Origin of the sequence: Pseudomonas tructae (assembly GCF_004214895.1) — a bacterium.
Taxonomy (GTDB): domain Bacteria; phylum Pseudomonadota; class Gammaproteobacteria; order Pseudomonadales; family Pseudomonadaceae; genus Aquipseudomonas; species Aquipseudomonas tructae.
The window spans coordinates 1737396-1759853 of record NZ_CP035952.1 but is presented as its reverse complement, the minus strand read 5'-3'; the positions used below and the strand labels follow the sequence as shown (position 1 = coordinate 1759853).

Genomic DNA, 22458 nt, shown 5'->3' with positions numbered 1-22458 from the left:
CATCCTGCTCTGAAAGTTAGTGTTATTTATATATTTACATCCACTGCAACCCCGCCACCGACAGACCCGACGGGCGCGCATGAACAACCTGCGCACTCGCAGCCTGACGGTGCAACCAATACGCTTATTTACAGCGAGTAGTACATATCGAACTCGACGGGGTGCGTGCTCATCCGATAGCGCGCGACCTCTTGCATTTTCAGTTCGATGTAAGCATCGATGTATTCGTCGGTAAACACGCCGCCCCTTGTAAGGAAAGCCCGGTCCCTGTCCAGGCATTCGAGCGCCTGTTCAAGGCTGCTGCACACTGTCGGGATTTCCGCGTCCTCTTCGGGCGGAAGGTGATAGAGGTCCTTGGTGGCCGCCTCGCCTGGATGGATCTTTCTCTGCACGCCATCGAGCCCAGCCATGAGCATTGCCGAAAATGCCAGGTAAGGATTGGCCATCGGATCGGGGAAGCGGGCTTCGATCCGACGCGCCTTCGGGCTCGCCACATGCGGGATGCGAATCGACGCCGAGCGGTTCTTCGAGCTGTAGGCGAGCTTCACGGGCGCCTCGTAGCCTGGCACCAAGCGCTTGTAACTATTGGTCGTGGGATTGGTGATAGCGTTAAGCGCACGGGCATGCGTGATGATGCCGCCGATGTAGAACAGTGCAAACTCCGAAAGCCCCGCATAGCCTTCGCCGGCAAACAGGTTGCGCCCGTCTTTCCAGACCGATTGATGGATATGCATCCCTGAGCCATTATCACCCACTAGCGGCTTGGGCATGAACGTCGCGGTCTTTCCATACTCCGCCGCGACATTCTGGATCACGTACTTCTGCAATTGCCACCAATCCGCGCGCTCGACCAGGGTCGAAAACTTCGTGCCAATTTCCATCTGGCAACTCGCGACCTCGTGGTGGTGCACTTCGACCGGGATCCCCAACTGTTCTAGCACCAGCGACATCCGAGAGCGCATGTCATGCCCGGAATCAATCGGTGGCACGGGGAAGTACCCCCCCTTCACCGTAGGGCGGTAACCCTTGTTGCCATGCTCAAAGGCCTTACCGGTATTCCATGCCGCTGCCTGCGCCTCGATCTCGTAGAAGGCGCCCTTCATGCTCACGTCCCAGCGGATACTGTCGAACACAAAGAATTCAGGCTCAGGCCCAAAAAATGCCGTATCCCCCAGTCCCGTGGACTTTAGATAGTCTTGCGCTCGCTTTGCCAGCGAACGAGGATCTCGCTCGTAGGCTCGTCCGTGCAGAGGGTCGATGACGTCACAGCTTAAAATCAGCGTGGGGTGTTCGAAAAAAGGGTCGATGTTGGCAGTGTTGGGATCGGGCAGCAGCAGCATGTCTGAAGCTTCGATGCCCTTCCATCCGGCGATGGACGATCCGTCGAAGGCATGTCCATCGACAAACTTGTCCTCATTGAAATGCGAGACAGGTACCGTTACGTGCTGCTCCTTGCCACGCGTATCGGTGAAACGTAAATCCACGAACTGGATTCCCTTATCCCTCACCCACTCCATTACATCAGCAACTGTCTTAGCCATCACTAGCTCCTAATCCATTAGGCGACTTGCCGGGCAAATTAAACAATCAACCTTTACGGCATCGCGATGTTGCCACAGCAATCACCATGCCACAGCCTTTGGATCCAATCAACTATGAGCTAATCGCTAAACAATCTAATAAACACGCACCAAACTGGCTCAAACCACGACATTCAATGAATTAATTGCACCAGAATTGTGCATATGTGCTTTTTCGCCGCCAACGCTCTTTACCAACCCTAGCGAATTCAGCCATACAAAAAGTGGCTCAAGCCCAGTAAAACAGTACCCTCAGCGCTTTTTAACCCGGCGTTGGCAATACTGCACAAGCATTACGCATGCTTATTATCATTCATCATTAAAATCTATATATAAAACACACTACCACCGGTACTACTACCAACACAAAAAAGTGCAACCCACTTCATCGTAATTGGTTAACCTACTCTTTCATAAAGAAAAACAAGCAACACCTTGCAGCGCACACTTCAATTCCTTGAAGGTTCGCCGGCATTGTCTATTCAAGAAGTCCATAGCCCGTCATCACCCTCCTCATTCCGCCCTTTCGAGCATAAGCACCAGAACGAGGCACAGGAGCGCTCAGGCAAGGAGGCAGAGCGCTGTACAAGGCCGCTATCGCCTACACCTTCGCCTAAGGTGCCCTCACTCATGGGTCACAGACAAGGATCACGAAGCGCCCAAAAATTTCGGCTTTTACAGCTATCAGAGGTTTAGCAAACTACGTGCAACCCACAAACAAAAAGCCCCTGAAACCATTGGTTTCAGGGGCTTTCATTTGTATGGCGGAGAGATAGGGATTTGAACCCGCCCGCAACGGAGCGCAGGCCGCATGAGCCCCGCATTTATTGGACCTTTGACGCTTGCTATCGGGCTGCAACACCTATAGCGGCCCTAGTTTTGCCCTAAATCTGCCCTAAAAATACGCTCCCCTCCCAACGCCCTGCGCGGGTCTCGATGTAGCAGCACCTACCATTTTTTGCGTGGACCATCGCCAAGCCTTACACTGTATAAATATACAGTATAAAGATGACACCAATGCCTACAGAAGAAGACGACGTGCAGCCCGTTCGATTGGCCCTGGATGAAGAACAGCTAGAAACCATGGAATGGCTTATGGAGCACCTGCCACTTGGCTTTCGTGGCGCCCACTGCGCCGAAGCGCGCACGATGCTTGGCTGGAGCATCGAAGCTTTGGCATTCCGCTCGGGTGTAACACCTGGTGCTGTAAGGCGCCTGGAGTATGGGGCCGAGCTGCGCCGCGTGACGATGCAGGCCCTCGCCTACGCCCTGGAGGCAGAAGGATTGTTCTTCCTTCCAGGCCACCCACCAATGAAGGGAGACAATTTAAGAGGCGCTACACCGTGCCCCAGGACCAGGGATGACTTTCACTTGATCGAGTAATGCGCTGCCAAAATACGCCGCAATAGCGACATGCGCCCTGGGAGTACCAAGGCGTCATTTAGTGTTTGTTTAGAGAAAGGCTACTTCTTCGAAAGTAGTTCAGTCGAGCAACTCCAACCCTGCACCTTTTCTTCAGAGCCCAACGAAATAATTTTCAAACAACCTTCAACTGGTGGCTTTTTATCAATAGCAGTTTCAATATACGTTATAGGTTTCGGACCACTATCAATTTGACCCTGGCAATTCCGAGCTTCCTCGACATAAGCCGCCAAAGCATTCTCTGGAGTCTCTGTTTGGATGTTCCCCGCAACCACAGACCAGTACTCTTGGGCCTTGTAGCCCGCCCTACGACAGTACGATAGCGGGGAAAATATATCGCCTAATGCATCACCTTCAGTGCGTAGGGCAAGCATTTTCTTATGCTGGGCAGGTAAGGCCGGACCGGCGGGAAGCGACTTCATCGCCCGAATCTCACCGACATAAACGGTAGTCTTCAGCAAGTACGCTATTGCACCCTCTCGATGTGTCGAGTACTGATCGAGTTGCTTTTGATTATCACCAGTAACTTTATACCCAGGATCATTACACCCTGACAACCCAGAGATGGCCGCCGCGAGACACAATCCAGCAATCATTGAATCTTTTGCTCTTTTCATATTCCCTACTTCCTGTTTCGTACTTATCCATAAACTTCAGGCTCCCATGCCTGAGAAGCGGTATCCTATAGCAAAGACGGAACCCTAGATCAACCCGCCAAGCTCCGCAGGCACCCAATTCATAATCACCAACTCGCCCGTTACCTCGGCCTTGCCTTGCCGCTAATTGGCCGTGGTGTACCGTATATCCAGCGTTTCGAAGTGAAAGCCCTCGAATACACGCCGGATCTCCGGGTGGTCGTTGATGCTGACCATCACCTTGCCCTTGCAGCGGCGCATGAACTCGGCGATCCGCTCGTAGTTGTCGAAGGGGAAGTCAACGCCGTACCCGGCGGTCTGCCAGTACGGCGGGTCCATGTAGTGGAAAGTGTGCGCTCGATCGTAGCGCTCGGCGCATTCCAGCCAGGGGAGGTTCTCCACATAGGTACCGGCCAGCCGTTGCCACGCGGCGGAAAAGAACAGCGCAGCACCACCGGCGAAGACCTCGGCGTAACATTCATGAGGGGTAAAGAGTGGGATAAGGCGGTCGGCCAGGCGGCGTTTACCGCCCACCCAGGGAATGATTGGAGTCGTCATAGGCATGCAAGCCTTTACTGTATGGATAGATAGGCATTAGGCTCGCCGGGCTTTGTGCACAAGGCAGGGACTATGGCTGGACTTGCAGGAAGGGCCTGCGGGTTTTGCGGGCCGGGCTGGATGTTGACGCATCCAACCGGCTTGCCTCTTCATAGTGGGTGACGTCGCGGACGTATGCTTGGCAAGCCTGCAGTGCGATCAGCCCCCTCCCCGGTCGCCTTTGTCGATGACAGCTACAATTCGTTGAGCATGTGTTCGGTCGGGTTGGGTGAATACGGCTCCCTGTATTTGTTGAAATAATGAAATGAAGTATCCATCCCTTGGGCAATGGGATGGGCGACATTTGATGTGATATCAATATCGCCCGATTTAGCCCATTACCTTACTTAGGGCATTTGGGCCCTATGCACTCTCCACACATGCCATTACTTGAACAACAGACAATAGCATTGATTTCAATATCATCCATAGTGACAGCACCTACACCACCCACTTCAGGCATAACAGGATGGAAGGAAAACAACACTTGACGCTCGACATCCCCCTTGAGGGCGGTCAAACTAAAAACATTAACTTTCTCGTCTTGCGAATGAACAACTCTCCCACTTACATCAATCAACTCCATCTTCATCTGATGAAAACCTGTTGCACTTATAGCAGACAGAGCTGTTGCACGAGCCTTATAGTAACCATCAGGTATTGTGAGTTTTTTTGACTTGTAACGCATAATCGCGTAGTCAACCCCATCCCGATACTTGTCAACCGTGATCTTTTCGAAACCGACTATAATTGCCCCTTCATATACAGAGCCACTTTGTTCATAACGCACCAATGTCTTGACATCTAATTTACATCCAAATGCCAAGGCTGCCTCTTGGATTGTGTTCACTATACGACACTCCTATCGTCATGTTGCTGGCAAATAAAAGGCTAGCCAACCGTTAGCACCCCAAGAAAATTCCCGACAAACGGATTACTTCAAACCATTTCCAAGTTAAATTCTTAAAGGCTATGATATTTATGCCACCCAAGAATAAACATCATCATGACTCTTACAGTTACACCCAACAACTCAGCACTAACATTGATCAGTTTCAGCTCATCACTCCACATTATTAATAACTGACCGCTTGCATGCTCCTGGGGGCTTATTCGAATATTGACGCCCCCCTATCCCGCTTTTTATTTAGTTAGTTCGAGAACGTAGGTCTGACAGGCCTTCAGAGCGATCAATCCTTTGTCGCCTCGGTCGGTGATGCTGATAATTCGTTGAGCATGTGCCCGGTCAAGGTTGGCTCGAACTGTTCCATGAACCATGCCGACACCGCTGGCGGTGGCTGGCATCCCACAGTTACCACTCTGGGCGGTGGCATCGAGTAGGACTGACAACCGCAGATCAGCAGTAGCAAGGCGGTCACGCAAACGGGTCTGAGTCTGTTGGGCATCGAGCAGTTCCTGATAGTGGGTTTGATCATTCGCCTGCAGGCGATCCTCCAGCGCCCGGCGCTGGGTTTGCTCCTGGTACATTCGCCCAATCGCTGCGGCGGCTGCAGCCTCTCTCTCAGTTGTATGGTCAGCGTTCTGCTGGGCCAGCACCTTTTCGTAGCTGTTTGCCTGCCAGAGCCAGGCAGCACCGCCGCCCAGGGCGAGCCCCAGCAGCAGTGCCAGAGCTAACAGCTGCCAATCCAGGGCCTTCACTGCAGCACCTTCAAGGCGCGCTCATACAACTCTTCGCGATCCACCAGCCCGTTGGTACCGCCGTTGATCTTCTTGGTGATGGCGAGAAAGTCGCCTTTGTCGGCCAGGGAGTTGAGTCCCGCCCGCTGCCAGAACCAGCCCGCCGACAGCGCAGCATAGACCGGCTGTTCGAGCAGCTCAGGCGTGTTGAGTAATCGGCTGTTTCACTGCAGGCCTGGTAGTTGGCACGCCCGGTGACCTGAATCAGCCCACGACCGCGATACTTCTGGCCGTCGCCGTCAGCCTCTGGCGTGTTGCCCAGGCGCTGGGCCAGCCTGCCGGTGTCGTACTTCGCCAGATAGGTATCGTCACCCAGCTCACGGACATAACGCAGTTGGCCAGACTCGTGGCCGATCTGGGCGATGAACGCGGCCATGCGTAGGCGCGTGATGATGTCCGCGGTGTTTGGGGCAATGCATTCAGCGATGAGATTATCAAGCTGAATCCAATGGAGCGTATTGAGAATATTCAGTCCGACAGCGACAGCGAATTCGCCGACCCATTCACTCGCGGTGAGATCGACCTGATCGCAGTAGCGGCCCCAGACCGGCTGACAGACAGCCGGATGATAGTATTCAACTGCTGGGCCGGGCTGGCGCTGTCTGAGCTGATTGCAACTGCAGTCGAAGACGTCGACCTGGTTGCTGGCACCCTCACTGTCCGCCGCGCCCTGGTTGCGGGAGAGTTCAAGGTGCCGAAGGAGCGCGCACGGATCCGTACAGTAGAGCTGATCAAGCCCGCTCTGGAACTGATGACTGCGATCATGGCCGACGCCGTGCTGGGCGAGCCAAACACATCACCGTCGTCCAGAGGGAGAACATCACCAAGAAGCATGAACGAGTACGCTTCCTGTTCCACAGCTCCATCAGCGGCCTGACGTGGAACGGCAAGACCGTTAGTAACTGGTTCACTGCCTATCTGGAGAAGGCAGGCATCCGCCATAGGGGCGCGAACCAGGCTCGTCACACCTTCGCAAGCCAAGCGCTATCGAGCTACGTTCCCATCGAGTGGGTAGCCCGCCAAATCGGCCACACTGACACGACGATGGTACGCAAGCACTACGGCCGCTGGATATCGAAGGATACTAAAAGCATGGCAGATATTGTATCGAAGATGATGGGACTGTTGTAAGTCTTGTGTTATTAATGGGCCTCGGAGCGGACGTCCTCAATAAATTTCTCCAGCCCTTCCGGCGAGAATCGTGGCGACTTTAAATTTTCAAAAAGATGAGGCTCTCGCTTCTCAAAACTGACCCTTTTGTTACCCTCGACAGAAAATTTTTTGTCGAGAGCATCTCCCACATTTTTTAGGGCAGAATCTAAGGTCTGAATACTCTGATCAAGAACTGAGAGCATATTTTCCGTGACCGAATACAGCGCCATAATTCGGCCTGGCTCAAGTGCTCGCAATAAATCTCTAAAATCATTCCCCTTGCCACTTACCAACCCAAGTTCAGAAGCCCTTTGCCGGAAAGCATATAACGCCTTGTTACGCTCTCTAAAGTTTTCAAAGCAAGCGAAATAAGACTGATCACCAAGCAAAAGTTCTTGAATTGCTTCTGCCGCCTCAACATCAGCAAGCAAGTTAAGGATCCTGCCGTCAACCTGCTCTTTGATTGCTGGGGACTCAGGCAATGGACCAATGGAGACAAAACGATGTCCTCTGTCCTCAAGCGGGAGGACCGATAGCTTCTTGATGGAAACCAACTCAGACAATTTATTTATCAGTTGAAATTTCACCAAACGCAGGGCATGAACTGACTCTTTAAAATCCTTGTCGGACTCAGCTATTTTTTGAAACTTATATGCAACTAGCGCGCCCAAGCTAGCACCACCGAAGCCGGTAAAAACTGGCCCTAAAACATCTTTTAAATACGAAATCAACACCTGGTCTACCAGACCGGTGGCTGGAGGGTAGAAAGCAAAGGCGAACAGCGCTATCTGAAAAGCACTGAAAACCCCCAGAAAAAAACCTAAACCCAATTCACTCCACTTCATTTTTGTTTGTAACACTGCCGGCAGGCAGCCCTCCTCCTTAAGTCAATCGCCACTCCTGCCCCGAGGATCGCAGCTTCGACGCGGCCTGATCAGGCCTGCCCCGGACCATTGAACCAGAATTATGCCCTAGGATTGCCCTAAAGCATCAGCCTGAAACGACGAAGCCCCCGAAAACTCAACGTTTTCGGGGGCTTCGGCTACTTCTGTAATGGCGGAGAGATAGGGATTTGAACCCTAGGTACTGTCGCCAGTACAACGGATTTCGAATCCGTCCCGTTCGGCCACTCCGGCATCTCTCCAGTGGCGCGCATGATACCAGCAGTTTGCCCAAAGGCAAAGCCTGTTTGCGAAAAAAATTCGCGTGGTATCAGGCGCTTGCGTGAACTTACCGGTTACAGCGGCACGCCCAGGCGTTTGGCGACTTCTTCGTAGGCTTCGATAACGTCGCCCAGGCCCTGACGGAAGCGGTCCTTGTCCATCTTCTTGCGGGTCTCTTTGTCCCACAGGCGGCAGCCGTCCGGGCTGAACTCGTCACCCAGGACGATCTCGCCGTGGAATACGCCGAACTCCAGCTTGAAGTCGACCAGCAGCAGGCCTGCGTCGTCGAACAGCTTGTTGAGCACGTCGTTGACCTTGAGCGACAGCGCTTTCATCTTGGCCAGTTGCTCAGCGGTACCCCAGCCGAATGCCACGACATGGGATTCGTTGATGAACGGGTCGCCCTTGGCGTCGTCCTTGAGGAACAGCTCGAAGGTGTGCGGTTCGAGCTTCATGCCCTCTTCAACACCCAGGCGCTTGACCAGGCTGCCGGCGGCGTAGTTACGCACGACGCATTCAACCGGGATCATGTCGAGCTTCTTGACCAGGCACTCGTTGTCACCCAGCAGTTTGTCGAACTGGGTCGGGATGCCGGCTTCTTCAAGCTTTTGCATGATGAAGGCGTTGAACTTGTTGTTCACCATGCCCTTGCGGTCGAGTTGTTCGATACGCTTGCCGTCGAACGCCGAGGTGTCGTTGCGAAACAGCAGGATCAAGCGGTCAGCGTCGTCGGTCTTGTAAACCGACTTGGCTTTGCCGCGGTAGAGTTCTTCACGTTTTTCCATGATGGGCTCCGCTTGCTAAATGAGATGGGCTAGGCGATTTCACGCCAGTCGAGCCCGGAATCCTGATTCGCCACTTGCAGCCAGTCCGGGTCGCAGCCGAGGGTATCGACGAAGCATTGCCGGGCCAGCTGTGGCTGGTTGTTCTTGCTGCTGAGATGGGCCAGCACCAGGTGTTGCAGGTTCTGCCAGTCCAGCTCCGACACCAGGCGCGCGGCCTGATGGTTGTTCAAATGTCCGTAGTCGCCGCCTACCCGCTGCTTGAGAAACATCGGGTAAGGCCCGCGTCCGAGCAGATCGCGACAGTGGTTGGCCTCGATCAGCAGGGCATCCAGGCCCTGGTAGCTGCTGAGCAGGGCCGCATCGTACGAGCCAAGGTCAGTCAGCACGCCAAAGCGCCGGCCGCCATCATCAAACACATACTGCAGCGGCTCCAGCGCGTCGTGGCTGACGCCGACGGCGGTGACGCTCAAGTCGCCCAGTTGCAAGGTGTCGTTGGCGGCCAGAAAGCCTGCGGCTTCGACCGGCTTGCGCAGGCCGCGCAAGGTGCCGCGGCTGAGGTAGACCGGTACATTGTAGCGCCGTGACAGCAACCCGACCCCATGCACGTGGTCGGCATGTTCGTGGGTCACCAGCACCGCGCTCAATTGCGCCGCACTGACGCCGAGCAGCGCCAGGCGCCGCTCGGTTTCACGCAGGGAAAAGCCGCAGTCGACCAGGAGCATGGTGTTGCCACTGGCGATCAGCGTGCCATTTCCCTGGCTCCCACTTCCAAGTACGGCGAAGCGCACTTAACCCAGGTTGTCCTGAATCACGCTCAGCACGCGGCGGGCAACGTCTGCCGGGGCCACGGTGTTGATGTTCTTCTCGACGGTCACCTGGACGCTGTCGCCCACCTTGCTCAGGCGAACCTGATAACGCTCGGCGCGGGCTTCAAGCTCTTCCTTGCTCGGCGCGCTACCGAACAGGCGGCTGAAGAAGCCTGGCTGTTCCTTGGTTTCGGCTTTCTCGGCAAGGTTGATGTAGTACAGGCCCAGGCTGCGGTTGATGTCTTCAACGCGCCACTCACCCTGCTCCAGGGCACGGCCAACGCTGGACCAGGCGCGATCGAGGTCGGCGCCCAGGTTCAGTACCGGGTTGCCGCTGCCGTCTTCGCTCAGGCTGACGCGGCTCGGGGCGTCGAAATCGCGGGCGGCGAGCAAAGACACCGAACCACCCTTCTCGGCGCTGCGGGTCATGCTGGCGAGCATTTCGTCGACCAGGATGGCGTCTACACCGGTATTGGCCGAACGCGCCGGGAAGTCCTGCTCGGCAGTGCTGCCGGCTGGGCGTTCTACGGTGACGACATAGACTTCACTGGTGTTGCGCTGCACGCCCGGCTCAATGCGGATGCGCGCGCGGACTTCGTTGTCGCTGCTGCTCGAGGCACTGCCCAGGCGCTTGGCCATGGACGCCGAGAGCTCGTCGAAACGCTGCCAGGTGGTGTTGAATTCGCCGGTTTGCGGACGCTCTTCGGCAATCCGGAAACCGTTGTCTTCAAAGAACTGCCGGGCCACCGGCCAGACTTCGGCCGGGGAACGCTGGGCCAGGACCCAACGCGAACTGCCGCTCTTCTGCAGGCTGAAATCGCTGATGTCGGCAGCGCTGTTCAATGGCAGCGGACGCGGTACCTCGAACTCGCCCTTGACGCTGTCGTCGGCGACATTGCGCGGGATCGGCAGCAGCGGATCGAGCCGCTTGGCGCTGCTGATGTCCGGTGGCAGCTGCATCGGCGGCTTCTGGGTGGCCTCCAGATAATCGCTGCCGCGGTCACGGAAGTAACCCTCTTCACCCCAAAGCCAGCCACAACCGCTGGTGCTGGAGATGATCAAGGCAAGGGCGGAAAGACCAGCCAATCGCTTCATGCGGTGTACGTCCTCAATTAAAACTGCAGGCCGCACTGGCGCATCGCCTGGCGTACCGTATCGTGACAGGATTCGCTCAGCCAGGTCAGTGGCAGGCGGATGCCCTTGTGCATCAGGCCCATTTCGACCAAAGCCCACTTCACCGGAATCGGGTTGGCTTCGATGAACAGGTCTTTGTGCAGTGGCATGAGTTTTTCGTTGATTGCGCGAGCCTTCTCGGCATTGCCCTCAAGGGCGGCTTCGCACAGATCAGCCATTTCGCGCGGGGCGACGTTGGCGGTAACGGAAATGTTGCCTTTGCCGCCCATCAGGATCAGTTCGACAGCGGTCGGATCATCGCCGGACAGTACGATGAAGTCCTTGCTCACGCCGTCAAGGATCGCCTTGGCGCGCGTAAGGTCGCCGGTGGCTTCTTTGATGCCGATGATGTTCGGCACGGTCGACAGGCGGATTACAGTCTCGGCCTGCATGTCGCAGGAAGTGCGGCCAGGAACGTTGTAGAGGATCTGCGGGATATCGACGGCTTCGGCAATGTATTTGAAGTGCTGGTACAGGCCTTCCTGAGTCGGCTTGTTGTAGTACGGAACTACCAGCAGGCAGGCGTCGGCGCCAGCATTCTTGGCATTGCGGGTCAGGTGCACGGCTTCAGTGGTGGAGTTCGCGCCGGTGCCGGCAATCACTGGAACGGGGTGCTTGCTGCGCTTGACGCGCTCGACCACGTGCTTGATGACCAGGATGTGCTCTTCAACATCCAGGGTCGCGGACTCACCGGTAGTGCCGACTGCGACGATCGCATGGGTGCCGTTTTCCAGATGGAAGTCTACAAGTTTGTCGAGGCTGTCCCAATCAAGACGCCCTTGTGCATCCATGGGTGTGACCAATGCCACCATACTGCCCGCAATCATGAAACTGCTCCTGCCGGAAAAAGAGAGCGGTAATGGTACTGGCGCCATCGGCCTTGCACAAGCGAAGCAGGCGGGCGGAGCATTCCCCTCGGCGCCCATTTTCGCTACCCTTCTGTCTTTGATCGGTACATAGTGGCCCGCCGGGCTGCCGACAATGGGCGAAGCCTGCGCCCCAAGGCTCGATCCTGAGCCCCGGGCGCCTGCCTACCGGCCTTTTTGCCACGCCAGGTACCGACCGCTCATCGCTTTAGGAATGCTGCATGTCCACCCCCACCGTTCGCGAACAATTCCTTGTCATCAGCGCCCTGGGTGCCAACCCGATGGAGCTGACCAACATCCTGTGCCGCGCCAGCAACGACAATCGCTGCTCGGTCGTCACCTCGCGCCTGACCCGCCATGGCGAGTGCAGCGCCCTGGTGCTGCAGGTCACTGGCAGCTGGGACGCCCTGGCGCGCTTCGAAGGCGCACTGCCGGGCCTGGCCAAGAAGCACACCTTCACCGTCAACGTGGTGCGCAGCGCCGAGCTTGAGGTGCGTCCGCTGTCGCTGCCGTACGTAGCCTATGTCAGCGCCGCCTATCGCCCGGATATCATCAACGAGCTGTGCCAGTTCTTCATCGACCACCATGTAGAGCTGGAGAACCTGACCTGCGACACCTACCAGGCACCGCAGACCGGCGGCACCATGCTCAACGCCACCTTTACCGTGACCCTGCCGGCCGGCACCCAGATCAGCTGGCTGCGTGACCAGTTCCTGGACTTCTCCGATGCGCTCAACCTGGATGCGCTGATCGAACCGTGGCGCCCACAGAACCCGATGTAAGGAAGCTTTCATGGCCGTTGAACTCGACCAACCCGTCGCCGATTTCCAGGCACTGGCCACCAGCGGCCAGACCGTCAGCCTGGCTGAACTCAAAGGCAAGCAGGTGGTACTGTACTTCTACCCCAAGGACAGCACCCCCGGCTGCACCACTCAAGGACAGGGTTTCCGTGACCAGCATGCAGCCTTCGCCGCGGCCAATACCCTGGTGTTCGGGGTTTCGCGTGATGGCATCAAGTCCCACGAGAACTTCAAGGCCAAGCAGGCCTTCCCGTTCGAGCTGATCAGCGACAAGGACGAGGCGCTGTGCCAGCTGTTCGACGTGATCAAGCTGAAGAAGCTCTATGGCAAGGAATACCTGGGCGTGGACCGCAGCACCTTCCTGATCGACAAGGATGGCGTGCTGCGCAAGGCCTGGCGCGGGGTCAAGGTGCCGGGGCATGTGGATGCCGTATTGGCGCAGGCGCAGGCGCTGAACAAGGCCTGAGGCCTCAATCGCGGGGCAAGCCCGCTCCCACAGGTTCTTTCACTAACTGTGGGAGCGGCGATGCGGCGCCCCGACTTGCGCCGCGATGCTTTCAGAGCAGCGGCGCCACCATCGGCTCGCGCCGCGGCCAGGCGTCCAGCACGGCCTTGAACAAGGTCGCCAGCGGGATCGCGAAGAAGATCCCCCAGAAGCCCCACAGCCCGCCGAACAGCAAGACCGCGCAGATGATCGCCACCGGGTGCAGGCTCACCGCCTCGGAGAACAGCAACGGCACCAGCACGTTGCCATCCAGGGCCTGGATGATCGCGTACACCGCCATCAGGTAGATGAACTGGTCACCCCAGCCCCACTGGAACAGCGCGATCAGGGTCACCGGCACGGTCACCACCACCGCGCCCACATAAGGCACCACCACCGACAGGCCGACCAGCAGCGCCAACAGCGCCGCATAGTTGAGCCCCAGGCTGATGAAGGCGATGTACGTGGCCACGCCGCAGATCAGGATCTCGATGCCCTTGCCACGGATGTAGTTGGCAATCTGTCGGTTCATTTCTTCGGCCACCCGGGTCATCAGCGCCCGCTCCTTGGGCAGGTAGCCACTGACCCAATGGGCGATCTGCTCGCGATCCTTGAGAAAGAAGAACACCAGGATCGGCACCAGCACCAGGTAGATCATGATGTTGACCAGCAGCGGCAGGCTCGACAACGAGAAGGTCAGCGCCCACTGGCCAAACTTGCCGATTTCGCCGCGCATCACCTCGATGGCTTGCAGCACCTGCTCGTCGGAGACCAGGTGCGGATAGCGCTCGGGTAGCAGCAGCAAAAGCGATTGCCACTTGCCGAGCATGCCCGGCAATTCGTTGAACAGGGTGATCAACTGATGCCAGAGCAACGGCACCAGCACCAGCAGGAACGCCGCCAGGGCGCCCATGAACAACATGAACACCAGGGCCACGGCATAGCGGCTCGGCACCCGCAGGCGCTCCAGGGCGTTGACCAGGCCCTGCATCAGAAACGCCAGAACCATCCCCGCCAGCACCGGCGCCAGCATGCCGCCCAGGGTCAGGACAGCGGTGAACGCCAGAAACAGCAAGACCGCCAACACCACCGCCTCTTCATCGGAGAAGTAGCGCTGCATCCAGTCGCGAAGCACCTTGAACATTGACGATCCTTTAACAGAGAAAACTCAGGCTTTCTTCAACCAGTAACGGTACACACCGGCCTCGGCCTCTTCGCGCAGCAGGGTATGACCGGCCAATCTGGCAAAAGTGCGAAAGTCGCGCTGGGAACCGGCATCGGTGGCAATCACCTTGAGCACCGCGCCACTGTCCAGGCGGTTGAGCTCCATCTTCGCCTTGAGCAGCGGCAACGGGCAATTCAGCCCGCTGGCGTCGAGTTCGGCGTCATGGGTCGGGATAGCGCTCATGGGGTTCTCCAGGCAGGAATACGGACACAGGTAGCATTTTGAACAAGCCCGGTAGGATACCGCCACTGGTCGCCAACGTGCGAGCGGGCTACAGTAAGGTTCTTTGTCGATCAGAGCTTCGTGCATGAATTTTCTGCGCCCTACCCTGCTGACGCTGGCCTGCTTGATGGCGCTACCGAGTCATGCCGACGACCTGCCGTCACTGGGCGACGCCAGTTCTGCCATTGTCTCTCCACAGCAGGAACACCAACTGGGCCGCGCCTGGCTCAGCCTGCTGCGGGGCAATGTCAATCAACTGAACGATCCCCAGCTCAAGGATTACGTCGAAACCAGCGTGTACCGCCTGGCCGAAACCAGCCAGCTGCAAGACCGGCGCCTGGAATTCATCCTCATCGACAGCCGTGAACTCAACGCCTTCGCCGCCCCTGGCGGGATCGTCGGGGTCAACGGCGGGTTGTTCCTCAATGCCCAGACCGAAGGCGAATACGCCTCGGTGCTGGCCCACGAACTGGCGCACTTGTCCCAGCGCCATTTCGCCCGTGGCGTCGAGGCCCAGCAGCGCATGCAACTGCCGATGATGGGCGCGCTGCTGATCGGTATCGTTGCTGCCGCTGCAGGCGCCGGTGATGCCGGCATTGCCGCGATTGCCGGCACCCAGGCCGCCGCCATCCAGGAACAACGACGCTTCTCCCGGCAGAACGAACAGGAAGCCGACCGCATCGGCATCCTCAACCTGGAAAAGGCCGGTTACGATCCGCGCAACATGCCGACCATGTTCGAGCGCCTGATGCGCCAGTACCGCTACGATGCCAAGCCGCCGGAATTTCTCCTGACTCACCCGGTCACCGAATCGCGCATCGCCGACACCCGCAACCGCGCCGAGCAGGCACCCAAGGGCGGCACCGAAGACAGCAAGCGCTATCAACTGATTCGCGCACGGGTGGCGCTGATCTACGAAGGTACCCCGGGCCTTGCGGCAAAGCGCTTCCAGGCCCAGCTCGACGAGAACCCGCAGCAGGACGCCGCACGTTACGGCCTGGCGCTGGCGCAGATCAAGGGTGGCCGCCTGAACGAGGCGCGCGAAAACCTCAAGCCGCTGCTGGCCAAGGCGCCCAACGACATCACCTACAACCTGGCACAAATCGATCTGGACACCACCAACAACCGCCTGGCCGATGCCCAGCAGCGCGTCGAGCGGATGCGCGGCCTGTATCCCGGCAACTACCCGCTGCAACAGGCGCGCATCGACCTGCTGCTCAAGCAGAACCGCCCTGCCGAGGCTGAAAAGGCACTGGATGCACTGCTCAAGAACCGTCCGGATGACCCGGATGTCTGGTACGACGTGGCGGAAGTGCGTGGCTTGTCGGGCAATACCATCGGCCTGCACCAGGCCCGCGCCGAGTACTTTGCCCTGGTCGGCGACTTTGACCAAGCCTTGCAGCAGCTCGACTATGCCAAGCAGCGGGCGGGCAACAACTTTGTCCTGGCGTCGAAGATCGATGCCCGCCAGCGTGAGCTGATGGAGCAGCAGCGGATGGTCAAGGACATGATGCGCTAAAAGCATCGCGGGGCAAGCCCGCTCCCACAGGGGACAACTAACTTCTGTGGGAGCGGGCTTGCCCCGCGATTGAGGTTCCTCAAGCGTTACCGGACAACTTCATCCGCGCCGCCTGGGTAAAGTCGAGCATGCGCTTGAGCGGCTTGATCGCCTGGGGGATCAGGGCCGGCTCGACGAAGATTTCGTTGGTGCCTTCACGCAGGCACTGCAAGGTGCGCTCCAGGGTGTTCATCGCCATCCACGGGCAATGCGCACAACTGCGGCACGCCGCGCCGTTACCGGCGGTGGGCGCTTCGATGAAGATCTTGTCGGGGCACAGCTGCTGCATTTTGTAGAAGATGCCGCGGTCGGTGGCGACGATGAAGGTCTTGTTCGGCAGGGTTTGCGCCGCGCTAATCAGCTGGCTGGTGGAACCGACCGCATCAGCCAGGTCGATCACCGCCTCGGGCGATTCGGGGTGCACCAGGATCGCGGCATCCGGGTACAAGGCCTTCATGTCGGCCAGCTGACGCGACTTGAACTCTTCGTGAACGATGCAGGCACCGTCCCACAGCAGCATGTCGGCGCCGGTCTGCTTCTGGATGTAACGACCCAGGTGCTGGTCTGGCCCCCAGATGATGGTCTCGCCGTTGTCCATCAGGCTTTCGACGATTTCCAGCGCACAGCTGGAGGTCACCACCCAGTCGGCCCGGGCCTTGACCGCTGCCGAGGTGTTGGCATACACCACCACGGTGCGTTCCGGGTGCTTGTCACAGAAGGCCGAGAACTCTTCGACCGGGCAGCCTAGGTCGAGCGAGCAAGTCGCCTCGAGGGTCGGCATCAGCACACGTTTTTCCGGTGTGAGTATCTTGGCTGTCTCGCCCATGAATCGCACACCGGCCACCAGCACGGTCGTGGCCGCGTGATTCTTGCCAAAGCGGGCCATTTCCAGCGAGTCGGACACACAGCCGCCGGTTTCTTCGGCCAGGGCCTGAATAACCGGGTCGCAATAATAGTGGGCAACCAGCACGGCATTTTGCGCCTTGAGCTCGGCGGCAATGGCGGCGCGGTAATCGGCCTCTTGTTCGGGCGTCAGCGGCTTGGGCTGCTTGGCGTCGAGGTGGGCCTGGACGAGAAGGCGTTCGGAAATCTGGGTCATGATCGCTGGACCTGCAGGCGCTTGAGCGCGTAAGTCGAGTGTATCACCGAGCCCTGGCAAATCGGCTACAGGCTCCGCATGCAGGGCCAGGCAGCCTTGCGCACAGAACCACGGACCAGCTGCGGCCTCGGGTTTTTATAGGATGCCGAAGGCTACAGATAATCGGATGAATTCAAAAGGTTTTTTTAGTGAAACAAGCCCGGGGCGGGCGCCCCGGGCCTGAACATCAACCGCCGGTCGCCCGCAAGGCGCTGGCGTTGGCCATGATCACGCTGGCGAACTGCTCGACGGTCATCTTCTGGCCGTTGAAGTCGACCATGCCATCGGCATAGCGCAGCGTGGTGACAATGTCGTTGCCCTCGACCTTGGCCATCTGGCTTTGCACCGCCATCATGCTGACCATTTCCCCGGCCTGGGCCGCTTGCTGGGAGACGATGCTGGCATCGGTCTGGCCCTCGAACTGCGCCTGCAGGGTTGCCAGGTCACCGATCATCGGCTTGGACAACGACAGCTTGCTCTGCAGCTGGGTGATCAGCTGCTTGTACAGCTCCTGCGGTGGCAGGTCCAGGGACGCCGGGTTGGCCAGGTCTACACTGAGGCTGAAGCGGCTTTCGCCATTGGCGGTCTTGAACGACAGGTTCTCCAGGGCGATCTGCGGCTTGGCCGCCAACAGTCGCTGGACATCGCTGCGTACCTGGGCTTTCTCGGCGTCGGTCATCGCCAGCTCCGGCATGCCCGCTCCCTCTGCCGCCGCTTGCTGGAACTCTGGCAGACGGCTCTGGTACCAGGCAATCAGCGCCTGCATGGCCGGAATGTCGAGGCTCTTCAGGCTCCAGACCATCTCGGCGGCGCCGATTGGCTTGCCGTCGAAGTTGATGTCGGCAACCTTGTACTCCATGCGCACCGAGAGCTTGTCGCCGTCGTTCTTGTATTCGTTGTTCTGCGCCAGCCCCTTGAGCGTCAGGACCTTCTGCTCATCACCGAAGGTTGCGACGTTGTCAGCCAGGGCTACGTCCATCTTGCCGACATAGAAGCCGAACGGCGTCTTGGTCATGTCGCCGGTCAGGCTCAGGCCCTTGATCTCGACTTTCAGCGGCGCACGGTCTGCAGCCGAAAGGTTCAGGGTCAGGCCAGCCGATTGCCCGGTGAGCTGAACCCGCTCGGCCCCTTCGCTGGCATGACCGGTGACTTCCAGACCGGAGAACTTCAGCGACGAACCCTCCTCGCTCCACTCCAGCGGCGCTACCTGAAAAGCGCTGTCCATCGAGCGGTCATACCCATAGGCGACCTGGCCCTGCAGCGGTGAAACGTCCTTGGTCAGGGCAAACCAGTCGGCGGTGGCGACGTCTTTTTCCAGGGTGTAATGGCTGGCTGCCATAACCGGCATCAGCTTCAGGGCCTTGACCCGCGACAGCGGCAGCGGGCCGTGCTCGATCTGGTCAACGAAGCTCAGGTCAAAGCTTTTACGCTCTTCGCCAACCTGCAGGTTCTGCACCTTGAGGCGATATTTGGCGGTACTGCTGAACAGATGAGTGTCCAGCGACACCAGCTCCAGCACCATGCTGGTGTCCATACCCAGCAGCGCCTGCTTGGTCTGGGCATTGGACTCGGCGAGGGTGGTTTCCAGCACGCCTGGCAATTGCTTGCCGGTGTACCAGGCACCCGCCGTGCATACCGCTGCCACTGCTACCACGAGCCCGACTACGCCTGTAGATTTCTTCATGAACTGTTTCGCTTCCATTTGTAGAGAGTTGTTGCTTTGGCTAAGCCTTGGGGCTTATTCGTTGACATCCATGTACTCGCGGGCCCAGACGATGTAGTCGTCCGGCTGCGTGTAGGTATGGGTAAGTTCGGTGGCACTCAGGTCCGAGGTGCTGCAGGTGATGCCGCGTTGTTCGCGCAGGCAGTCGTAAGTGGCCTTGATGGCGGCAAAGTAGGCGCCATGGCCGTCGACGGCGATGCGCACGCCCAGCTCGGCCAGACGCGCATCGTCGTGCAACTGCGGGTTGCCGTAGGTCACCAGCATCAGCGGCACGCGGGTGTGCGCGGCAATCTGTTCAAGGTGGGCGAAATCGCGGACGCCAACCATGCACAACGCATCGGCACCGGCGTTCTGGTAGGCCACGACGCGGGCGATGACTTCCTCGGTGGGAATCAGTGCCGCGTTGGTGCGGGCGATGATCGACAGCTCCGGGTCAACCCGCGCCTCCAGTGCCGCACGGATCTTGCCAACGCCTTCGGCGATGCTGATCAGGTCGGTGGACTTGCGCCCGAACTGGGCTGGCAGCAGGGTGTCTTCGATGGTCAGCGCGGCAATCCCGGCCCGCTCAAGTTCGGTCACCGTACGCATCACGTTGAGCGCGTTGCCATAACCGTGGTCGGCGTCGGCAATCACCGGCAACTGGGCCACCCGGCCGATCCGCGTCGCCTGCTCGGCGAATTCGCTGAGGGTAATCAGGGCAAAGTCAGGGGCGGCCAACACCTGCAGGGATGCCACCGATCCACCGAGGATACCCACCTCGAAGCCCAGGTCGGCGGCAATGCGCGCCGACATCGGGTCGAACACGGAGGCGGTGTGGTAGCAGACAGGTGAGGCAAGCAGTTGACGGAACGCGCGACGCAGGTCTTGGTGGGAGGCTCTTGGCATGGTCTTTCCAGGCTATCGACTTCATTTAGTGGGTCGAACATTACCACTGCTGGCTATCTGACTGACAGCATCGCGCGTTTGCGGGTCTCGCTGGGCAGTTCCTTGAACAGCTTGCGGTAGCTGTCGGAAAACCTTCCCAGGTGCCAGAACGACCAGCGCATGGCCACCTCGGCCACGGTGGTGTCACCGGACTTGCAACTGAGCAGCTCGCGCCGCGCACTGTTGAGCCGACGCAAGCGCAACCACTGCGCCGGGGCCATGCCGGTAAAGGCCTTGAAGGCGTGCTGCAGTTGGCGCACGGGCACCCCGGCAACCCGGGCAAGCGCCAAAAGGTTCAAGGTTTCTTCCGGGCAATCGGCCGCCCACTCGCCCACTTTACGCATGATCGCCCGCTCTTCGCTGCGCCGCCACAACGCGCCGCGATCGAGGCAGATGCACGCGTTATCGAGGATGAACAGGCAGTCTTCGAACAGCTGCTCAGCCAGCGCGTCCTGGCTTGGCGGGTCGATGGCCTGGGACAGACGCGTGAGGGTCCCGCTCAACCAGCGGCTGAACAGATCGTTTTGCATCGAGTTCAGCGGCGCCATGAACAAACCGTCGAGGCGGGCAATGTCCAGGCCGTGGCGCTGGACGAACGCCGGGCCGAACACCACCGCCACTTCCTGGTAGTTTTCCGGGGTGATCCAGATGTTGCGGCTTTCACCATTGAGCACGTAGAGGCTGTGGTCGCTGCGGTCGAAACAGAATGCCAGGGAGCCGGCCGGCGCACTGAAATTCTGCTCGACCCGGGTGTTCATGCACTCCTCGTAGATCTCCACGCCCTGCAGGTCGAGGCAGCGTAACTGGCCGGCAAAATGCCCGGGCGACATCTGCTGGTAATGCTGGGTCCAGCCCGGGGTGGCGCGGACCTGTTCGGTGACATCGGCGGTGTTGAAAGCTTGAACCCGCAAGGGCGTTGACACTGTCATGAGCTGCTCTTTATGCACTCTTTTGGTGCATTTTTGTCTTGCTGAAAGTGGATAGATCGAATACGCAAGCGTCACCCAAGATAGACCTCAACGCGCTACAGGGGAAGCCGCTTGGGTGGCAAGCCGGTCGCAACTGCCGGTCCTGGCGTGGATAAAACCAATAACGAGGTCTTTATGAATGCCCCTTTCGATCAGCTGTCCGCGTGGCTGAAAGAACACAAGATTACCGAAGTCGAATGCGTGGTCAGCGACCTGACCGGCATCGCCCGCGGCAAGATCGCACCGACCAACAAGTTCCTGCATGAGCGAGGCATGCGCCTGCCGGAAAGTGTACTGCTGCAAACGGTAACCGGGGACTTTGTCGACGACGACATCTACTATGACCTGCTCGACCCTGCCGACATCGACATGATCTGCCGCCCGGACTCGGCCGCAGTGTATGTGGTGCCATGGGCGATCGAGCCGACGGCCGTGGTCATCCACGACACCTTCGACAAACAGGGCAACCCGATCGAGCTGTCGCCGCGCAACGTGCTCAAGAAAGTCCTCAAGCTTTACACCGACAAGGGCTGGCAGCCAATCGTCGCCCCGGAGATGGAGTTCTACCTGACCCAGCGTTGCGAAGACCCGGACCTGCCGCTGCAAGCGCCCCTGGGCCGCTCGGGCCGGGCCGAAAGCGGCCGCCAGTCATTCTCGATCGACGCCGCCAACGAATTCGACCCGCTGTTCGAAGACGTCTACGACTGGTGCGAAGCCCAGGGCCTGGACCTCGACACACTGATCCACGAAGACGGCCCGGCGCAGATGGAAATCAACTTCCGGCATGGCGACGCCCTGGACCTTGCCGACCAGATCACCGTGTTCAAGCGCACCATGCGTGAGGCCGCGCTCAAGCACAACGTCACCGCCACCTTTATGGCTAAACCTGTGGGCGATGAGCCGGGCAGCGCCATGCACCTGCACCAGAGCGTGGTCGATATCGCCAGCGGCAAGCCGATCTTCGTCGACGACAACGGGCAGATGAGCGAGCTGTTCCTGCATCACATCGGCGGCCTGCAGAAGTACATCCCCAAAGTGCTGCCGATGTTCGCCCCCAACGTCAACTCGTTCCGCCGCTTCCTGCCCGACACCTCGGCGCCGGTCAACGTCGAATGGGGTGAGGAGAACCGCACCGTGGGCCTGCGCGTACCGACCTCGAGCCCCGAGGCAATGCGCGTGGAAAACCGCCTGCCCGGCGCCGACGCCAACCCGTACCTGGCGATTGCGGCCAGCCTGTTGTGCGGCTACCTGGGCATGGTCGAGAAGATAAACCCCAGCGCCCCGGTCCAGGGCCGTGCTTACGAGCGGCGCAACCTGCGCCTGCCCATCACCATCGAAGACGCCCTGGCGCACATGGAAGACTGCCCGACCATCGAGCAATACCTGGGCAGCAAGTTCGTGCGCGGCTATGTGGCGGTCAAGCGTGCCGAGCACGAAAACTTCAAGCGCGTGATCAGCTCCTGGGAGCGCGAGTTCCTGCTGCTCAGCGTCTGAGCCCAAGCCTGTCAGCAGTATCGAAAACAACAATTCGAAAAGGTG

22 protein-coding genes, 1 tRNA gene and 2 pseudogenes are annotated in these 22458 nt (G+C 58.7%); 7 read left to right on the top strand and 18 right to left on the bottom strand.

The features are described 5' to 3' along the window. Positions 1-128: 128 nt before the first annotated feature. Positions 129-1517 (bottom strand): type I glutamate--ammonia ligase, encoded by a 1389-nt coding sequence (gene glnA, locus EXN22_RS08115; RefSeq protein ID WP_407691963.1) that lies wholly within the window; start codon positions 1515-1517, stop codon positions 129-131. 1080 nt (positions 1518-2597) lie between these two features. Here glnA and EXN22_RS08110 point away from each other — a divergent pair. Then, a complete protein-coding gene (locus EXN22_RS08110; RefSeq protein ID WP_233281692.1) occupies positions 2598-2963 on the top strand; it encodes a helix-turn-helix domain-containing protein in 366 nt (121 codons plus the stop codon). 80 nt (positions 2964-3043) lie between these two features. Here the strand turns inward: EXN22_RS08110 and EXN22_RS08105 are convergent, their stop codons facing one another. The 5 genes and pseudogenes from EXN22_RS08105 to EXN22_RS08080 form a co-directional block, all read right to left on the bottom strand. Next, a complete protein-coding gene (locus tag EXN22_RS08105; protein ID WP_233281691.1) occupies positions 3044-3619 on the bottom strand; it encodes a hypothetical protein in 576 nt (191 codons plus the stop codon). An 84-nt stretch (positions 3620-3703) separates the two neighbouring features. Further along, positions 3704-4195 (bottom strand): annotated as a pseudogene (locus tag EXN22_RS08100) (DNA adenine methylase). A 382-nt stretch (positions 4196-4577) separates the two neighbouring features. Beyond that, positions 4578-5084, bottom strand: a complete 507-nt coding sequence (locus tag EXN22_RS08090) for a hypothetical protein (protein ID WP_130263567.1) — start codon at positions 5082-5084, stop codon at positions 4578-4580. Between the two features lie 293 nt (positions 5085-5377). After that, complete coding sequence (locus EXN22_RS08085) at positions 5378-5893, bottom strand: lysis system i-spanin subunit Rz (protein WP_130263566.1); 516 nt, start codon at positions 5891-5893, stop codon at positions 5378-5380. Beyond that, positions 5890-6377 (bottom strand): annotated as a pseudogene (locus EXN22_RS08080) (glycoside hydrolase family 19 protein). The gene EXN22_RS08085 and the pseudogene EXN22_RS08080 overlap by 4 nt, the downstream one beginning before the upstream one ends. A 3-nt stretch (positions 6378-6380) precedes the next feature. Between EXN22_RS08080 and EXN22_RS26330 the strand changes: the two are divergent. Together EXN22_RS26330 and EXN22_RS26325 are read left to right on the top strand one after the other, a co-directional pair. Next, a complete protein-coding gene (locus tag EXN22_RS26330) occupies positions 6381-6809 on the top strand; it encodes a site-specific integrase (RefSeq protein WP_233281690.1) in 429 nt (142 codons plus the stop codon). Next, positions 6728-7063, top strand: coding sequence for a tyrosine-type recombinase/integrase (locus EXN22_RS26325; protein ID WP_325053301.1), 336 nt, complete (start codon positions 6728-6730; stop codon positions 7061-7063). Before EXN22_RS26330 ends, EXN22_RS26325 begins: the two co-directional genes overlap by 82 nt. An 11-nt stretch (positions 7064-7074) precedes the next feature. Here the strand turns inward: EXN22_RS26325 and EXN22_RS08070 are convergent, their stop codons facing one another. The 6 genes from EXN22_RS08070 to dapA all read right to left on the bottom strand — a co-directional run bounded on the left by EXN22_RS08070 (position 7075) and on the right by dapA (position 11838). Continuing rightward, positions 7075-7929 (bottom strand): hypothetical protein, encoded by an 855-nt coding sequence (locus EXN22_RS08070; protein ID WP_130263565.1) that lies wholly within the window; start codon positions 7927-7929, stop codon positions 7075-7077. 209 nt (positions 7930-8138) lie between these two features. Next, a tRNA-Ser gene (locus EXN22_RS08065) sits at positions 8139-8228 on the bottom strand. A 93-nt stretch (positions 8229-8321) separates the two neighbouring features. Next, a complete protein-coding gene (gene purC, locus EXN22_RS08060; RefSeq protein ID WP_130263564.1) occupies positions 8322-9032 on the bottom strand; it encodes a phosphoribosylaminoimidazolesuccinocarboxamide synthase in 711 nt (236 codons plus the stop codon). Positions 9033-9061: 29 nt separating this feature from the next. Continuing rightward, positions 9062-9820, bottom strand: a complete 759-nt coding sequence (locus tag EXN22_RS08055) for an MBL fold metallo-hydrolase (RefSeq protein WP_130263563.1) — start codon at positions 9818-9820, stop codon at positions 9062-9064. Further along, entirely contained in the window at positions 9821-10933 is a 1113-nt protein-coding gene (gene bamC, locus EXN22_RS08050) for an outer membrane protein assembly factor BamC (RefSeq protein ID WP_130263562.1), read from the bottom strand. Positions 10934-10950: 17 nt separating this feature from the next. Next, a complete protein-coding gene (gene dapA, locus EXN22_RS08045; protein WP_130263561.1) occupies positions 10951-11838 on the bottom strand; it encodes a 4-hydroxy-tetrahydrodipicolinate synthase in 888 nt (295 codons plus the stop codon). Between the two features lie 260 nt (positions 11839-12098). Here dapA and EXN22_RS08040 point away from each other — a divergent pair, with 260 nt between their 5' ends. Both EXN22_RS08040 and EXN22_RS08035 read left to right on the top strand, forming a co-directional pair. Beyond that, the gene (locus tag EXN22_RS08040; RefSeq protein WP_130263560.1) at positions 12099-12659 is read left to right on the top strand and encodes a glycine cleavage system protein R; all 561 of its coding nucleotides are present in this window, start codon (positions 12099-12101) and stop codon (positions 12657-12659) included. A 10-nt stretch (positions 12660-12669) separates the two neighbouring features. Continuing rightward, positions 12670-13143, top strand: a complete 474-nt coding sequence (locus EXN22_RS08035) for a peroxiredoxin (protein WP_130263559.1) — start codon at positions 12670-12672, stop codon at positions 13141-13143. A gap of 91 nt (positions 13144-13234) precedes the next feature. Here the strand turns inward: EXN22_RS08035 and EXN22_RS08030 are convergent, their stop codons facing one another. Then, positions 13235-14305: an AI-2E family transporter gene (locus EXN22_RS08030; protein ID WP_130263558.1), complete on the bottom strand. Its 1071-nt coding sequence runs from the start codon at positions 14303-14305 to the stop codon at positions 13235-13237. Positions 14306-14329: 24 nt separating this feature from the next. Then, positions 14330-14569: a sulfurtransferase TusA family protein gene (locus tag EXN22_RS08025; protein ID WP_130263557.1), complete on the bottom strand. Its 240-nt coding sequence runs from the start codon at positions 14567-14569 to the stop codon at positions 14330-14332. 124 nt (positions 14570-14693) lie between these two features. On the opposite strand from EXN22_RS08025, the gene EXN22_RS08020 reads away from it, so the two are divergent. Further along, positions 14694-16127, top strand: a complete 1434-nt coding sequence (locus tag EXN22_RS08020) for a M48 family metalloprotease (RefSeq protein ID WP_130263556.1) — start codon at positions 14694-14696, stop codon at positions 16125-16127. A gap of 79 nt (positions 16128-16206) precedes the next feature. Here EXN22_RS08020 and nadA read toward each other — a convergent pair whose 3' ends face one another. The 4 genes from nadA to EXN22_RS08000 form a co-directional block, all read right to left on the bottom strand. After that, positions 16207-17265 (bottom strand): quinolinate synthase NadA, encoded by a 1059-nt coding sequence (gene nadA, locus EXN22_RS08015; protein ID WP_130263555.1) that lies wholly within the window; start codon positions 17263-17265, stop codon positions 16207-16209. Between the two features lie 226 nt (positions 17266-17491). Then, entirely contained in the window at positions 17492-18988 is a 1497-nt protein-coding gene (locus EXN22_RS08010; protein ID WP_130263554.1) for a YdgA family protein, read from the bottom strand. Positions 18989-19042: 54 nt separating this feature from the next. After that, on the bottom strand, positions 19043-19912 hold the full coding sequence (locus EXN22_RS08005; protein ID WP_130263553.1) for an isocitrate lyase/PEP mutase family protein: 870 nt from the start codon (positions 19910-19912) through the stop codon (positions 19043-19045). A gap of 53 nt (positions 19913-19965) precedes the next feature. Next, positions 19966-20880: a helix-turn-helix domain-containing protein gene (locus tag EXN22_RS08000; protein WP_130263552.1), complete on the bottom strand. Its 915-nt coding sequence runs from the start codon at positions 20878-20880 to the stop codon at positions 19966-19968. A gap of 174 nt (positions 20881-21054) precedes the next feature. Between EXN22_RS08000 and EXN22_RS07995 the strand changes: the two genes are divergently transcribed. Then, positions 21055-22413 carry a glutamine synthetase family protein gene (locus tag EXN22_RS07995; protein ID WP_130263551.1) on the top strand — a complete coding sequence of 453 codons (1359 nt, stop codon included), beginning with the start codon at positions 21055-21057 and terminating at the stop codon, positions 22411-22413. Positions 22414-22458: the final 45 nt, after the last annotated feature.